The organism is Patescibacteria group bacterium (assembly GCA_040753135.1).
Lineage (GTDB): Bacteria > Patescibacteriota > Minisyncoccia > UBA6257 > Brennerbacteraceae > JBFMGR01.
The window spans coordinates 1-16,111 of the sequence record JBFMGR010000011.1; the positions used below are offsets into that span (position 1 = coordinate 1).

Below are 16,111 nucleotides of genomic sequence, written 5' to 3' on the forward strand. Positions count from 1 at the left end.
AAAATTCTCATCCAAAAATTGAATTGTTTTTTCAATCCGGTGCGGCGCTTCGTATCCAGACAGCCAAAAATCATTTTTCTGCGCCAGTTCAATCAAACCAGTAAGCTCTTTTTTCTTTTTCGGCAAAAACCCGACAAATAGGAATTTATTGATTCTTTCGCCGGTTAAGGCAATTGCCGAGGTAATCGCGCTTGGACCCGGGACAGAAGCAATCCTAATCCCCCGCTCTCTTGCCGCTTTAATCAGCTCCGGCCCGGGATCAGACACGCCAATAGTGCCGGCATCAGAAATAAAAGCCGCGTCTTGGCTTTCAAGCAATTTCAAAATAAAAGGAATCTGCCTCCGTTTATTCGCTTCAGTATAAGAGACCAGTTTTTTGCCGGCAATCTGATAATGATTCAAAAGCTTTAAAGTGTGGCTTGGCCGTTCACAGATAATAATTGGAACTTCTCGCAGAATCGCCAATGCCCGCTGTCCCAGATCTTTAAGGTTGCCGATCGGCGTAGCGATTATATAGAGCACGGAATTATGAATAAAGAATTATGAATTATGAATAAAATCAAAAACCATTATTCATCGTTCACTATTCATTATTCACCTAATAATTTCTCCCACCAGTTGACCTGTTTTGGCGGCAAGCCGAGTTTTCCCCGGATCTCTTTTTCTTTTTGGTCAAACGCTTCTTGGCCCAACTTTTCTATTTCGTCAACCCGGCCAAACTCAAAAGTGGTAATATGCGACACGTATGGTTTGATGACAATCAGATTTTCTATCGACTGATATTTTTCATCTTTTTCCCCGCCCATCATTCCCATTAGCGCGTTTAAAACCTGAAATATCTTCCAGTGCAACAGATAACGCTCTTGCGAGATCGCCCGCTCAACCTCAGTATGATGACTTCTAACATCCACGCCAATAACAATATCAGCGCCCATCTCAAAACAAGCATCCACCGGAAAATTATTCACAATGCCGCCGTCAACCAGCAAATCGCCTTGGTTTTCTATCGGCGTAAAAACAATCGGCAGACAGCTGCTTGCCAAAACCGCTTTTTTTAAATTGCCTTTGCTTAAACGCAGTTCTTTGCCGGTTTTTAAAGATGTTGCCACGGCACAAAATTTTATCCCTAAATCTTCAATCTCTGTCTGGCCAAGATGCTTTGATAAAAATGCTTCAAACTGGTCAAGAGAAAACAATCCGCCTTTGTCTTTGACTGAACCAATTACTTTCCTGATAGAGAGAAATTTGCGCCATTGCTTTTTTCTGGCAATCTCTTCAAGAATTTTAAAATCTTTGCCAGCGGCATACCAAGCGCCGACCAAAGCGCCCATGCTCGTGCCCGCCAAACAATAAAAAGACAGCCCGAGCTTTTCCAGCTCTTTAATTGCGCCAATATGAGCAAAACCCTTAGCTCCGCCGCCGGACAAAGCTAAGCCAATCTTTAAATTTTTTTTTGTCATCTTAACAGCAGCTGTTCAATCTTTGCTAGCTGAACTTCGTAATTATTCAGCGCTTGCAGTAATTTTAGCAGATTTTCATCACTGTCAACTGAAGAAAACTGGGAAGAAATTTTGTCCAAACCGGCTTTTATTTCAAGCAGCTGCTGATAAAATTCCTGTTCTTGCCCGGGTGCCGGAGAAACATTAAGCTCTCCCGAATCACTAATCTCAACCGACTGAGTTTCAAGTTCCAAACTCAAATTCTGGCTAAACTGAAGAGCCAGAGCTTCCTGTTTGTTTTTCAGCCGGGACAAGAACTCAACGAGTCTTTGCAGTTTTTTCTCATCTTGGCCAAAAACCTGATTCTGAATTTCATAATCAAGAATCTTCAAAGAAGCAACTTCCTGAATAAACTTAGAAAGGTCATTGGCCTGGATAAAGCTTTGATACTGCTTTACTTCCGAAGCTAATCCCTGCAAAGAAGAATTTATCTCTTCCAACTTGCTTTCCAAAGCAAGCAGATAATCAAGCGTCTCGCCGTTCTCGTAATCAACAATCTGCAACAGTTCTTGTTGAATGGCGTTTATCTCCGAATTATAACCTTCCAGGGCCTGCTTTAATTTTTCTTCGTCAAGGGCGTTATTTTCTTCCAAGATCTTGATTTCGGTTAAGCGATTATTGGCAAACTTAATCCTTAGCTCGGCTCTTGATTTCGGGTCATTTTTGCTGATTTCCAACTGAAGTTTTTCACCAGCTAACTTAACCGGATAAAAAATCGTTCCCGGTGAAACCTGCTGAATTGCTAAAACCATTCCCCAGCTAAGACCAAAGATAAAAATAAAACTGAAAACCGCCGCCAAGCCGGTTTTAATAAATTTAAACCAAACAAACTTTGGTTGAGGGGCAAAACTTTTTTCCAGATTAACCTTGGTTTTCAGAACCCGGCCAAAGCTTTCCAGATAATCAAAATCCGGCTGAATCTGATTCAGATTTTTAAGCTGGTCAATTATTCGTTTTTCTTCCTGATTAAACATGGTTTCATTATTTCATTGCTATGCCCTTCTACCAATTTACTAATCAGTGCTAATAATACTAATAAGATTGATTGGTAGATATTAGTAATGATTCGTAAATTAGTAAGATTCCATTGAAAATTGGTAATTGGGAATTAGGAATTGGAAATTTATTTAGGTTTATTGTCTGCTTGGGTTAAAGATTTTAACGCCCGATGAAGCCCGACCCTGACCGCACCCTTTGATTTGCCAAGAATTTTGGCGATTTCATCAATTTCTAAACCATCAACAAACCTCATTACCAGCAAAGCTTTCTCTTTTTCACGAAGCAGATCAAGCTTAACCATTAAATCCCTAAGCTCTTCTTTAATAATCAGCTTTTGTTCGGCTTTGGCATCAACTTCCAACTTAAGCTCTTGGTCTGCTAAATCCTGATCTAAACTGATAATCTTTTTTCTTGACCGATACCAATCAATCACCAAATTATTCGCCGCCCGGTAAAGAAACGGTTTTATTTGGCGGATTTTTCTGCCTGATTTAAGATACTCCCAGGTTTTAAGAAAAACCTCAGCGGTCAAATCATTAGCTTCCTCCTTTAACGAGACTCTTAGAAAAATATGCTTCCAGATTAAAGGAGAGTATTGGTCATAAACCAAAGAAAACCCGCTGACCCGGTTTAAATCCACACTCTCTTTATTTTCTGGAAAATTGCTTTTTTGAGCCTTCATAGATTAAGACGAAAAACCCTAAAAAAAGTTACCAAGTATAAAGTGGTAAGTATTAAGCAATAATTGCTTTATACCTTATACTTTATGCTTACTACTTAAAATCTAAGGTATTTATCCCATTTTTTGTAAAGTTCCGCAGTGGCAAAAACATCGTTCATGCAGTATTTGGCTATTTCAAGTCTTTTGCCTCGGTAAAAATATTCAGTCACTTTCTCGCCGCTAAGCTCTTCTTTAGGCGAATTAATCCCAAAAGCCCGGGCCCAAAAATGCAATCCCAAAGCATTGTATCTGGCGCCGTAAAAACTTAATTGGTCAAACAAATCGATATGAACTACGCTGGTTGGCTGATAGCTAAGATAGCGATTATGCATCAGGTTTTTGGCTGGCCGGATTCCATTAACAGCTGACCTAACCATCAAAACCGGCAGGTCAAAGCCCCGGCCGTTAAAAGTAATAAATTCCTCATAAGATAAAGCTATCTGCCAAAACTTTTCCAAAAGTTCTTTTTCACTTGTTATTGGCTGGTATTCAATTCCTTTTTCCTGAATTGCTTCTCCGGCTTTTTCAGCTAAATATAGGGCTGTGCCCTTCTCGGTATCAGGATTTAACATTCCAATTGCCACAATCTTGGATGTTTCCGGATAAAAAGACAGCTGGGTTCTGAACAGCTCCAGCTCCTCTTCTGTTTGGGCCCTTTTTTTAAACCGCTGGTCTAAAAGCTCTTTTGAAGTCTCGTCTAAATCTTCAAACTTCTCCCCGGCGGTTTCTATATCAAAAACTAATTTATTCATATTGGGTTACTAATATACTAATCATTACAAATCTACAAATTACATGAATGCAATGCTAATCTACAAATCTTATGCCAACCTGCTTGTCGCAGGCAAGTCTACAGATTGCGAATGATTTTTCATTTTTTATTAGCAATTCGCTGATTAGCATTAAATTAGCAGATTGGCATCATTTATATCTGCTTCAGCCATTTTTCGTTTTCCCATTCCCACAAACGTTTGGCGGCTAAAAATGCTTGGAAATCAGACTCAAAATTCTCCAAAGCTTTCAATTCCCACTCACCCAAAACCTCTGACCACTGGTGAACGCAGTTTTTGTCAAAACCATTTTTGATTTTTTCCCGGCCGCCTTTGGTTCTTTTTTTCGCCCCGCAAAGTAAACAAACTTGCTGTTGATCAATTCTTAAAATCCAACGTTTTTTGATTGGTTGAGGCGACAGCTTTTCCCAAGGCTCTTTTTCCATCAAGGCGCCCATATAAGCCGAGGTTTGAAGATTATAATCCCGCCAGATTCCCGAAGAAGTTTTTATGTCCAAAACCCCGTACTCGCCATCAACCTCGCCCAGAACATCAACTGTGCCGGCAAAACTATGTTTTGGACTCCAAACTCTTTTTTCAATTTCCCCTTGGTCAATTTTAACTTGATGGACGGTTAAAAAATCATGAAACGCCTTGATTGCCGGCTCAATCTGTTCGTTTATCTCCGGAGTTTCGTTTTTCAGAATTGCCTCAATCGCATTATGAATCATTGTCCCCTCTTCTGCAGATTGGCTGGTCACTGACAAGGCGCTGCTGTAATCTTTGGCTTCAGCATAAAAATAAAGCAGGGCCGGCTTTGATTTGATTGAAACAATCGAGGTTACCCGAGGATACCATCGGCCGTCAATCAAATAGCCGCAAGCGTTCATAAAATCTTCAACAGTTTTGTAGTAATTCAGCATAGATAATTTCCAATTACCAATTTCTAATTTCCAATTTCTAAACTTTGAATAATCTCAATTCTAAACAGTTTTGGATTTTTAATTTGGGCTATTAAGATTTATTTAGGATTTGGGTATTAGAATTTGGGATTTTAATAATCGCTAATATTTGCATCTTCCCGCCAATGGCAGACAGACACGATTATTCCTCCAACAGAGTAACAACATAACAATGTAACAGTGGAATAATGAAACAATTTAATTCCCCGGCGGCGGGCCAGACGGCGGACTGATTATCGGCTTAAAAGCTGGCGGCGAAACCTGGGCTGCTGACGTTTTTTCAATCAAAGACATACAGTTTTTCAAGGCAAAAAAAAGCAAAAAATTAGCCAGAAAAGAAAGTCCAAAAGCAACAATCAAAACAATAATCAAAAATTGCTTATTCTTAAACATAAACTTATTATACAATTCCTAATTTCTAATTTCCAATTACCAATTAAATTTAGATTCTAGAATCTAACTTTTCTAGAATCTAAATTTAATCCGTTTTGTAAAAATCCTCTAACGGCTCCATCCCTTTAGAAAAAGCTGGGATATGTTTCTTTCTATCAATATATTCCTGAATATCCCCAATTTCTCGACGCAACTCTTCTTCTCGACCCAAAACTATGATACTGTCTCCGGAAGCTATCCCGGCATCACTACAAATTTCTAAATCTCGAAAAGTAATACATTCTAATAAAGGACCAGAATCACTCCAATTATTTATATTATGAATCCAAATGTCGGTCATTCGATGACCATCGAGATTCCAAACAAATAAAATATGATAATCACCCTCATTTAATCGTTCTTCGTGTTTTTGATAAAGCTGATCAAGATGATTTTGAATAGAATTATTATTTTGAGGGTCAAAAATATCTGTCAAAGGATTTTCATCTTTAACCGGATAAACTATCAAAGGAAGAGATCTCCATTTGTAAGTAAAAGGTTTATATTGTCTTGCTGTCATAAATTTTTAATAAAAGTCATTTAAAATCTAAACTTTATAAATTGAAAATTAGGAATTAGAAATTTTCTATACTCTTTTCTATTTCCAGCAACCGATTATATTTGGCTAATCGCTCACCTTGATAAAACGCGCCAAACTTGACAAAATCCGCTGAAACCGCAACCGCCAGATCAGCTAAATAATTGTCTGTGGTCTCTTGAGACCGGTGAGAAACCGCAATCTTTAAACCGCTTTCTTTTGCCATTCTGATGGTCTCAAAAGCTTCGGTTAGACTGCCGACTTGATCTGGTTTGATGATAATCCCGTTAATCATTTTCTTGCCCAAGATTTCTTTTAGTTTTCTTGGATTGGTCACAGTTAAATCATCGCCGACAATCAAGGTTTTATCGCTGATTTTATTAAAGATTTCCTGCCAGTACTTTTCCTGATTCTCTTCAGCAAACGGATCTTCTAAATAAACAAAAGGATATTTTTCAGCTAATTCTTGGTACCAATTCAGATAATAATCCGGGTCAAGGTTTTTAATGTTATTAGCCGCGGCATCAATCCCCCAATCAAACTGAAAATTATTCTGGTTTTTAAATTCTTCTGCCAAAGCAAAAACTTGGTCTTCTGATTTAAATTCCAGATCAAAACCGCCTTCATCGCCATAGTTGATTTTTCTGCCTTGTTTTTCCAGTTCAATTAAAAAAGAATCAGAGAACTTGTCTAAAATTTCTATTTGATTTTTGATTGGCTGGGATAAAGGAATAACTAAATGTTCTTGAATCGGCAAATTATTGTTAGCATGAACCCCGCCTTCAATCAGGTTATGTAAAATCCGCGGCGGTTTAAAAACCAATCTTCCTCCAGAAAAAATCTGGCGAAGATAAAGATAAAGCGGCTGGCCTGATTCAAGCGCTCCCAATCTGGTGCAGGCCAAACCAACGCCCAAGATTACATTGCCGCCCAAATTCTTTTTCTGCGGGGTCGCGTCATAATCAATCATTGTTTGATCAATTTTCTTTTGGTCTAAAACCTCAATCCCGGCCAACAACAAGGAAAGCTCTTCGGCTTTTAGGGCCGCTTTGTCTGGTGCTAAATATTCAGCTTCATATTTGCCTTCTGATTTGCCAAAAGCAACCATCGCTGAACCAGTTTTGCCCTGGTCATCTTCAACCTGAACACTGATGGTTTCAGAACTGCGAAACCCAAGAACTTTTTGAATCTGAACCTTTTTTATCTTGGCCACGGATTTTAAATCTCAATAAAGCCTGTCTCCTCCAGGGCGGGATCACGGTTATCATAAAAGTTTCTCTCCCAAGCATGTTTTTGAAGTTCTAACATCATTTTGGAAGAAAGTTTTCTACTATCTGATACGACAACATTATTCTTAACGTGTTCCAATTTCCTCATGCCAGAAATCACAGTAGAAACTGCATCAAACGAGAGGATATACCTCAAAGCCAGTTCGGGAATTGAGTTTACTTCTTTTCCTAAAAGAATTTTCAGATCGTTGATCCTCTTTTCTAATTCAACCAATCTTTCCCGATTGAAATATCGTCCGCGAAAATCTCCCTTTTGAAATACGGTCTTACTATTAATTTCCCCGGATAAACCACCCTCATCCAATGGCACTCTGGCGATTAAACCAATGTTTTTAGCCTTGGCATAAGGTAAAAGTTTTTCAGTTGGTTTTTGATGAAAAATGTTAAAAATAAACTGAACCGTTGAAATTAAACCAGTGTCTAAAGTCTTTAGGCAGTTGCTTGGCTGATAATCGTTTATGGAGATACCCCAATGTTTAACTTTGCCCTGTTTTGTGATTTTCTGGATCAACTCTTTCCACCAATCTTCTCTGACGAAATCGTCTTGCCAGACATGAAACTGCATCAAATCAATATAACCAACGCCCAATGATCTTAACGAATCGTTAACACTATTTTCAATCCTTTCTGGGGTAAAAACCTCCGTCATCGGAATATTTTTCCAAGCCGGCCACTTCCAATTAAGGGGTGCTATCTTAGTAGCAATTATTAACCTGTCTCTTTTACCTGAAAGTTTTAAAAATTTACCAATGAGTTCTTCGGAAGGATGTCTATCGGGAGCATCATCTGAATATCCATAGACCCACGCAGTATCAATAAAATTTCCACCCCTCTCAGTAAATTCAAAAAGGCACTTCAAACTTTCATTTAAATCAGCTCCGACCCACATATCCGGGTCGTTGGCTAACTGCCAAGTACCAAAACCTATTTCTGAAACTTTTAAGCCTGTTTTACCAAGAGTACGATATTGCATACTCACAAATTTAATTATCTGTTTTAGTCCAAATTGTTTTCCATTACTCTTTTGATTTTAGAGTCGGGAACAAAATTGTTTCTTTGATCGCCCAAGTGTTAGTGAAAAACATTGTCAAGCGGTCAATGCCAATGCCAATCCCGCCCAAAGGCGGCATGCCGTATTCCATTGCTTCTAAAAAATCTTCATCTACCTGCTGGGCTTCTTCTTTGTCTTTTCTGACAGTTTTGACATCCGTTTCAAACCTCTGCCTCTGTTCTCTTGGATCAGTCAGCTCGCTCCAACCATCGCAGATCTCTTTGCCGCCAATATAACCCTCAAACCTTTCTACCCAGTCTGAATCTTCAGACTTTTGCTTCGCCAAGGGAGAAACATCTTTGGGATAATCAAGCACCCAGGTTGGCTCAATCAGTTTGCCGGCAACCAAATGCTCAAAAATCAGGAAAATCAGCTGGCCTTTGGTTTCACCATCAATCAGCTCAATCTTGTTTTCTCGGCAGTATTTTTTTAAAAACTCCGGGGGGTGTTCTGCGGCATTAAAACCCAATACCTGCTTAATTGCTTCAAGCATAGTAATCCGCTGCCATTTTTTGCCAATATCAATAGATTTGTCTTCCACCTGAATTACTGTGCTGTTTAAAACTTTTTTAGCAATATGCTTAAACAAGCCCTCGGTCACATCCATCACCTGATGATAATCAGCATAAGACTGATAATACTCAACCATCGTAAATTCAGGAAAATGGGTCTGGTCAATTCCCTCGTTCCGAAAATCTTTACAGATCTCATAAACTTTTTCATAACCGCCAACAATTAAGCGTTTGAGATAAAGCTCATCGGCAATTCTTAAATAAACATCTTGGTGAAGCGCGTTCAGATGAGTTTTAAACGGCTTGGCATTAGCCCCGCCATAAAGCGGCTGGAGCGTCGGCGTTTCCGCTTCCCAAAATCCCAAACCGTCTAAATACTCCCTTAAGGCAGAAACTATTTTTGTCCGCAGATTAAATCTCTCCCTGACTCCGGGATTTAAAAGCAGGTCCAGGTATCTTTTCCGGTAGCGCTCTTCAACATCTTTTAAGCCATACCATTCGGTTGGCAAGGGCCTTAAAGATTTAGACAAAAGCTGAAGCTCTGTCACCTCAACCGTAATCTCTCCGGCTTTGGTTTTAAAAACCTTCCCCGAAACAGCCAAAAAATCCCCCCGATCCAGCAGTTCAATCTCTCCCCAACCCAAACTTGGCCCAGCCTGAACATCAGAATTAACCGCCAGATTTTTCTGATTAAAAAGCAATTGAATCTTCTCTTCAGAATCTTTCAGGTCGGCAAAAACCATTGCCCCATGCTCGCGCAATGACCAAAGCCGGCCGGCAACCAGAACTATTTTATCTAAAGATTTTTTTGCTTGACTAATTTTAATTAAATCGCCTTTAACCCCGATTTTAGCCGGATACGGGTTAATGCCTCTTTTTTTCAGCTCTTTTATTTTTTCTTCTCTTGTTTTGATTAACTGTTCAAGAGTGCTCATTTGAACTAAAGTATCTTGATAATTTTATATTTTATTTCCTTGCCGACCATATTGGTCATCGCCACCTCGTCGCCGGCTTTTTTCCCCAAAAGCGCTTGGCCTAAGGGCGACTCATTTGAAATAAATCCTTGGGCCGGATCGGTTTCTTCAGAACCAACAATGGTAAACTCAAGCTTCTTCTCTCCTTGATTTAATCTGACGGTTGAACCAATCATCACGGTCTGGGTCTGGTTTTTTTTCTTAATCACTTCGGCCCGCTTGATGAGATTTTCCAGCTCTAAAATTTTCGTCTCGTTTAGAGTTTGGGCTTCCCGAACTGCCTGGTATTCAGAGTTTTCCGACAGATCGCCTTGGTCAACAGCGTCTTTTAACCGTTCAATCAACCTTTGCCGTTCAGCTGTTTTTAAAAGCTCAAGTTTTTGTTTGAGCTTGGCCAAACCGGCTTCGGAAACATAATATGGCTTGTTATTGTCTTGGTCCATAGTAATCTGATAGATTTTAGCTGTTTCTGTTAAAAAATCAAGGAGCCTACCCTACTAATGTACTAATCTTTACTAATTTTACTAATAGGTTAATAGAATTGGTATATTCGTATAAATTTGTAAATTAGTAGGACGATAATCGGTTTTCCCAGTACCAGAACATAATTTCTTTTGCCAAAGGCACGGCTCGGGCGCCGCCGCTGCCACCGGCCTCAACCAAAATCAAAAGCAAAAACTCCGGGTCTTCATAAGGCATAAAAGAAATAAACAGGGCATTGGTTTCAGACAAGCTTGAGCTAGTCTGGGCGCTGCCGGTTTTCCCGGCCAAAGAAAACGGCAGATCGGCTAAACTTCGGGCTGAACCCTGAGTAATGGTTTTTTTCATTCCCTGATTAACAATCAAAATATTTTCCTTCTTCACCCCGACTGTTCTTAAAATCTCCGGGCTGGTTTGGCTAATTAATTCTCCGGTTTGCGAATCAGTAATTTTTTTAACTAAAAACGGTTTATAAATTGTCCCCTGGTTGGCAAAAAGCTGGTAATTAACCGCTAGCTGAATCGGTGTTTCCCTGACATAACCTTGGCCAATCGCATAAAGATAAGTATCGCCCAAACGCCAGGGATCATTAAGCTGATTCTGCTTCCAATCAGGATCAGGCAAAAACCCCTGGTTCTCGTTAATAAACTCAATTCCGGTCTTTTCTCCCCAGCCAAACTTTTCCAGATAAGACTTTATCCTCTCTGCCCCCAAACCATCTTGGTTGCCATAGCCGCCGCCAATAGTGTAAAAATAAACATTGCAAGAATCAGCAATTGCCTGTTCCATATCAACAAAACCATGAGCCTTCCAATCGCGGAAAATATACGGCTGGTCTGGAAAATAAGGATTAGGAACTATAATTCTGCCTTCGGTGTCATCAATCTTCTTTTGGGGATCAATCAAGTTTTCTTCCAAAGCCGCCAGAGCAATAAACGGCTTAATCGTTGAGCCCGGGCTATACTCGCCGCTGACTGTTCGGTTGAAAAACGGCTTAGCTGGTGAGCTAAACAATTGGCTAACTTTTTCAACTGCCGCGCCTTCAGACAGATCATAGCCCGGATAATTAACTAAAGCCAAAATCTCTCCGGTTTTGGGATTTAAGCCAATGCCAACCGCGCCTGATTTTGAATCAGTCACGTTTCTTTTCAAAACCTGATAAATCTTGTCTTGCAGTTCCGCGTCAATTGCCAGCTCAATTCTGCTGCCCGGCTGGAAATAATCAATCTCTTTTTCATCAACAAGCTCGTTCCGGGCATCAACCAAATAATTCAGTTTGCCCTGTTTGCCGCGCAAAAAATTGTCAAAAATAAGCTCAACCCCGGCTTTGCCAATAGTTTGGTTTAAAGATAAAGCTGAATCTTGGTCTAAATCCGACTGGCTGACAAAACCAGTATAACCCAGAACATGGCTAAGACTGGCGCCAAAAGGATAAACTCTTTCAAACCGGCCAACCAGCTTAAATCCGGGCAGGTCTGCTTCATTGGCTTTAATCTTAATTGCTTTTTCTAAATCCAGATTTTTTTCTAAAATCGGCTCTGACGAAGAATCAATTTTCTCCAAAATCTGGTCAGTCGGGATTTCTAAAATTTTGGCTAAAAGCTCAACTTGCCGATTTAATTCGCTTTGGTCTTGAGAAAGCTTTTCTCGGGTTAAAACCAATTGGTAAAAAACCTTATTTTCAGCAACGACCTTGCCATAACGGTCCAAAATCACCCCCCGGGGCGCTTCCAGAAAAATATTCCTCAAAGAATTTTCATAGGCCTTTTCCTTAAATTCCGGAAACTGAATTATCTGGTAATAAAAAGACAAAAACCAGCTCAATCCCAAAAAGCCGATTGCCAAAACCGCCACTAAGAGAACGTATCGCTTTTCTAAAGAAAATTCTAATCTTTTTGCCAATTTTTGCTTTTCATCAAGCAAAATCTCTTCCGGTTCAATAATAAATTTGTTTTTTTTAATTCTCATTTTTTTCTAAAAGCAAAAGCAAGCAGATTCAAACCTAGCAAAAATCCCAAGGCGCTGAAAAACCAGGGACCAAATGCCCAAAAGCTAATCAATTTAAACTTCTGACCCAAAACCAGAATCAGCAAACTGGCAATTAAAAATAAGGTTCCGCCGCCAAAACTCTGGGCCAAGCTAGTTAATTTAGCCAATTTTTTATGAAACAAAGCCAAAAGCCAAAAACCAAAACCAAACAAAAATAAAGAAAAGACCAAGTTTGCCCGGCTGAAAACTGAAAAAATTAAAGAAAACAAAACCCAGGGGAAAATCAATTCCTTCTCGTTAAGCCGCCAAAAACAGATGCCAAAGCCAACCCAACTGAAAAACAGTCCGGAAAAACTCAAAAACCGGCTTAAAGAAAAAACCTCTAAGCCAAGAAAAACAAGCCCAAGGATGAAAAAAAACACCAGCTCTTTTCTCATCTTTATTTTTTGAAAAAATTCTTCACCAAAAAAACCGCTCTTAAATCATTCAGATTAAAGCCCGGCTCAACCACTGCTTTTTTTAACTGAAACTCGGTTGAATCCTCCAAACTCAATGCCTGACCAAGATAAAATCCAGCCCGGAAAATTCCGTCCCGGCCCGAAGACTGAACCAAAGCCAACTGATCCGGAGCCAATTCAAACTCTTTAGGCAGAAAATCAAGCGCAAACCCTGAACTAGTAAAATAAAACAAGCCTCGGCCGATTGAACCATTAGAAAAAACAATCTCGGCCGCGACTTTTAAACTCGGGTCAAAGATTGTCTTAACCACGCTATAATTCTGGCTAACTGACTCAACCTGGCCAACCAAAGTCTTTTCTGAAATTAATGCCCAGTCTCCGGGTTGAATTCCTTGAACCGAACCCTGGTCTAAAAAAATCCTTTTACCGCCCGAACCAAGAACAAAACCAATGACTTTTGCCTGAATTCCTTCCGGCTGGTAGAGTTCAGTTAGATTCTGGTTCAAAACCTGTTCAGAGAGTTTTTCTTTTAAAACTAAGGTCTGGTTTTTTAGCTCTTGGTTTTGTCTTTCCAATTCTCTTGCTTTAGTTAAAACCAGAGACAGATTAATAAACGGCTTTAAAACAAAACCGGTTCCAGACTGAACCAGGTTAGCAATCAAAGAAAATCCCCGGTTTAAAACAAAAAAAACCAAACCCAGAATAATTAACCAGCCAAAAAAGCGAATAAAAGACCTCATGCTTAAATTTCTAAATTAGATTTAGACTAATCTAAGGAAGTCTCACTTCCTTAGATTAGTCATTCATAATTCATCATTCATTATTCTAAAATTCAGCAGCATAACAATAAAGCAATGAGACGATGAAATTACTCCGGCGCTTTTTCAGAGATTGTATCAACCAGGATATCAGAAAGCTTATCAATGTCTTCCAAAATTATACTGGTTCCCCGAACCACAGCAGTTAAAGGATCGTCCGCGACCCTAACCGGAACCCCGGTTTTTTCAGATAAATATGAACTCAAGCCGCCAAGCAAACTGCCGCCGCCAGCCATATAAATCCCCCGACCCATTAAATCCGCTACCAGTTCAGGCGGGGTTTGTTCAATAGTTTCTTCCACTGCTTCGGTTAAGTTTTCAATTGAATCTTTGATTGCCTCGCGAACATGCTTCTCCTTAATCACCATTTCTTGGGGCAAACCAGTAACCAAATTCCTGCCTTTGATAATCGCTTCTTTGTTTTCTTTTGAATCAATCACTGAGCCGATTGAGATCTTAATCTCTTCAGCGGTCCGCTCCCCGATTGCCAGCTTAAACTCGTCCCGAACATAATTAACAATATCTTCGTTAAGCCGGTCTCCGGCATAGCGGATGCTTTTGGAAACCACAATCCCGCCAAGAGAAATTACCGCTATTTCAGCGGTGCCGCCGCCGATATCAATAATAAAATTCCCTGACGGTTCGCCCACCGGCAGTTTGGTGCCGATTGCCGCAGCCATTGGTTCCTCAACCAAAAAAACTTCCCTGGCGCCGGCATTTTTTCCGGCCTGAACCACCGCCCTTTTCTCCACTTCAGTCCCGCCCAAAGGCACGCCCACCACCACTCTGGGACGATTGGGGAAAAACGCCGAAACCTCGGCCTGAACCTTGTCAAAAAAATATTTGAGCATCTTTTCAGTTACCTCAAAATCAGACACCACGCCGTTTCTTAGGGGCCGAATCGCGACAATATGCCCCGGAGTCCGGCCAACCATCTTTTTCGCTTCCCTGCCTACAGCCAAAATCTGGCCGGTTTTTTCATTGATCGCCACCACTGACGGCTCGTTAATTACAATTCCCCTGCCCCGGACATAAACCAAAGTATTGGCCGTGCCTAAATCAATGCCAATATCTTTTGAAAATAAGCTGAAAAAAGAGTTAAGCATAAATATGATGCCAATATGCGAATTTAATGCTAATCAACGAAGATGCTAATAAATTTTCTATTCACAGATCTGTGAATTCGCATCTTGAGATAAATTTTAGCACAGAACTCTTTAAAAAACACATTCTTGACAAATATATATATATATGGCAAAATCGGGTCAGTTCCTAAATCCTAAAGGAGGCCCAATGAATAAGAAAAAGTTGCTCGCCTTTTTTGTATTTATCCTGATCGCCACCGTTTTGGCAGGATGTATTTCCTACAAAGCATACCTGCCAACTGATGGTAAAGAGTTTGGCGATTTTCAAATCGTCAAACGAGACTCAACAGTGCTTCTCCTGGTCCAGACCGAATCCGGGGAGATTGAGGTTGACGTGGAGAATCTGGACGTCTACTACGATGTCTCCGAAGGTCAGACCGAATACATAATTTTCTTCTCCACTACTGGCTACACGGAATTTCATTTCCGTGAGTCAAAAAAACCGCAATAACCGCAATAACGCGGCAACTCAAAAACACTCTGCTTTTAGCAGAGTGTTTTTTATCAACGAAAACAACATCGCAAGTCCTAATTTACGACTTACGATGTCGTAAGGCGCAAATGCAACAATAAAATAATGTAGCAATGAATTTTTAGTGCTCTTTAAAATAAGCCATGGTCCGAATCACTGAATCGGGATTTAGGCTGATTGCCCGAATCTTAATCTGCCGGAGAAACTGGGCAAACTCCGGATAATCGCTCGGCGCTTGGCCGCAGATGCCAACATATTTTTTCTTCTGGTTGCACTTCTGGACAATTGTTTTTATCAGCTCTTTAACTGCCTGATTATTTTCATTGGCAATATGAGAGATAACCCCTGAATCCCGGTCCAGACCCAAAGTCAGCTGGGTTAAATCGTTTGAACCGATTGACAAACCGTCAAATAATTTCAAAAAATCGTCAATCAAAATCACATTGGATGGAATCTCGGCCATCATATAAACTTTCAATGATTTTTCACCTCGTTTTAAGCCATAACCGGACATCGCTCGCAAAACTTGTTTTGCCTCCTCAACAGTCCGGCAAAACGGCACCATCGGCGCAACATTAGCTAAGCCCATCTCGTTTCTGACTTTTTTGATTGCCCGGCATTCCAATCCAAACGCTTCAACAAAATCCTTATCATAATACCGGGAAGCACCGCGCCAGCCCAGCATCGGATTTTCCTCTTTGGGTTCATACAAACTGCCGCCAATCAAAGTCTCGTACTCATTGGTTTTAAAATCAGAAAACCTGATAATTATTTCTTTGGGCCAAAAAGTCGCCGCAATCTTGGCAATGCCTTCAGCCAATTTGTCAACATAATATTCTTTTTTATCTTTATATCCTTGAGTTAACCGCTCTATCTGCCGGACAATCTTTTTTATCTCTGCCGAAGAGTGGTGATGGATAGTTTTTTTGCCCGATCTTAGTTTTTCATAATCAATCAAAGCATTCGGATGGGCTTTGATTTCTGAAGCAATAATAAATTCCA

General features: G+C 40.1%; 18 protein-coding genes. 1 reads left to right on the top strand and 17 read right to left on the bottom strand.

Annotated features, from left to right (window positions below; genetic code table 11):
• From AB1721_03040 to AB1721_03115, 16 genes are all read right to left on the bottom strand, one after another.
• A partial coding sequence (locus AB1721_03040; GenBank protein MEW5805668.1) for an SAM-dependent methyltransferase occupies positions 1-522 on the bottom strand: 522 nt, incomplete at its 3' end.
• Between the two features lie 68 nt (positions 523-590).
• Entirely contained in the window at positions 591-1,460 is an 870-nt protein-coding gene (locus tag AB1721_03045) for a patatin-like phospholipase family protein (GenBank protein MEW5805669.1), read from the bottom strand.
• Positions 1,457-2,473 carry a DUF5667 domain-containing protein gene (locus AB1721_03050; protein ID MEW5805670.1) on the bottom strand — a complete coding sequence of 339 codons (1,017 nt, stop codon included), beginning with the start codon at positions 2,471-2,473 and terminating at the stop codon, positions 1,457-1,459. Before AB1721_03050 ends, AB1721_03045 begins: the two co-directional genes overlap by 4 nt.
• A 149-nt stretch (positions 2,474-2,622) precedes the next feature.
• Positions 2,623-3,180, bottom strand: coding sequence for an RNA polymerase sigma factor (locus AB1721_03055; GenBank protein MEW5805671.1), 558 nt, complete (start codon positions 3,178-3,180; stop codon positions 2,623-2,625).
• Positions 3,181-3,275: 95 nt separating this feature from the next.
• Positions 3,276-3,971 (bottom strand): ribonuclease H-like domain-containing protein, encoded by a 696-nt coding sequence (locus AB1721_03060; GenBank protein ID MEW5805672.1) that lies wholly within the window; start codon positions 3,969-3,971, stop codon positions 3,276-3,278.
• Between the two features lie 173 nt (positions 3,972-4,144).
• A complete protein-coding gene (locus AB1721_03065; protein ID MEW5805673.1) occupies positions 4,145-4,912 on the bottom strand; it encodes a hypothetical protein in 768 nt (255 codons plus the stop codon).
• A 237-nt stretch (positions 4,913-5,149) separates the two neighbouring features.
• Positions 5,150-5,344, bottom strand: coding sequence for a hypothetical protein (locus AB1721_03070; protein MEW5805674.1), 195 nt, complete (start codon positions 5,342-5,344; stop codon positions 5,150-5,152).
• Between the two features lie 85 nt (positions 5,345-5,429).
• Complete coding sequence (locus tag AB1721_03075; GenBank protein MEW5805675.1) at positions 5,430-5,903, bottom strand: hypothetical protein; 474 nt, start codon at positions 5,901-5,903, stop codon at positions 5,430-5,432.
• Positions 5,904-5,958: 55 nt separating this feature from the next.
• The gene (locus tag AB1721_03080; protein MEW5805676.1) at positions 5,959-7,134 is read right to left on the bottom strand and encodes a hypothetical protein; all 1,176 of its coding nucleotides are present in this window, start codon (positions 7,132-7,134) and stop codon (positions 5,959-5,961) included.
• Between the two features lie 5 nt (positions 7,135-7,139).
• Complete coding sequence (locus tag AB1721_03085; protein ID MEW5805677.1) at positions 7,140-8,183, bottom strand: aldo/keto reductase; 1,044 nt, start codon at positions 8,181-8,183, stop codon at positions 7,140-7,142.
• A 43-nt stretch (positions 8,184-8,226) separates the two neighbouring features.
• Positions 8,227-9,708, bottom strand: a complete 1,482-nt coding sequence (lysS, locus tag AB1721_03090; protein MEW5805678.1) for a lysine--tRNA ligase — start codon at positions 9,706-9,708, stop codon at positions 8,227-8,229.
• 5 nt (positions 9,709-9,713) lie between these two features.
• Positions 9,714-10,190: a transcription elongation factor GreA gene (gene greA, locus AB1721_03095; GenBank protein ID MEW5805679.1), complete on the bottom strand. Its 477-nt coding sequence runs from the start codon at positions 10,188-10,190 to the stop codon at positions 9,714-9,716.
• Between the two features lie 124 nt (positions 10,191-10,314).
• Entirely contained in the window at positions 10,315-12,195 is a 1,881-nt protein-coding gene (mrdA, locus tag AB1721_03100; GenBank protein ID MEW5805680.1) for a penicillin-binding protein 2, read from the bottom strand.
• Positions 12,192-12,653: a hypothetical protein gene (locus tag AB1721_03105; protein ID MEW5805681.1), complete on the bottom strand. Its 462-nt coding sequence runs from the start codon at positions 12,651-12,653 to the stop codon at positions 12,192-12,194. Before AB1721_03105 ends, mrdA begins: the two co-directional genes overlap by 4 nt.
• A 2-nt stretch (positions 12,654-12,655) precedes the next feature.
• Positions 12,656-13,414, bottom strand: a complete 759-nt coding sequence (gene mreC / locus AB1721_03110; protein MEW5805682.1) for a rod shape-determining protein MreC — start codon at positions 13,412-13,414, stop codon at positions 12,656-12,658.
• A gap of 128 nt (positions 13,415-13,542) precedes the next feature.
• A complete protein-coding gene (locus AB1721_03115) occupies positions 13,543-14,598 on the bottom strand; it encodes a rod shape-determining protein (GenBank protein MEW5805683.1) in 1,056 nt (351 codons plus the stop codon).
• Positions 14,599-14,743: 145 nt separating this feature from the next.
• Between AB1721_03115 and AB1721_03120 the strand changes: the two genes are divergently transcribed.
• Positions 14,744-15,088 carry a hypothetical protein gene (locus AB1721_03120; protein MEW5805684.1) on the top strand — a complete coding sequence of 115 codons (345 nt, stop codon included), beginning with the start codon at positions 14,744-14,746 and terminating at the stop codon, positions 15,086-15,088.
• A gap of 142 nt (positions 15,089-15,230) precedes the next feature.
• Here AB1721_03120 and AB1721_03125 read toward each other — a convergent pair.
• Positions 15,231-16,111: putative PEP-binding protein (locus tag AB1721_03125; GenBank protein MEW5805685.1), on the bottom strand; the 881-nt coding region annotated here is incomplete at its 5' end.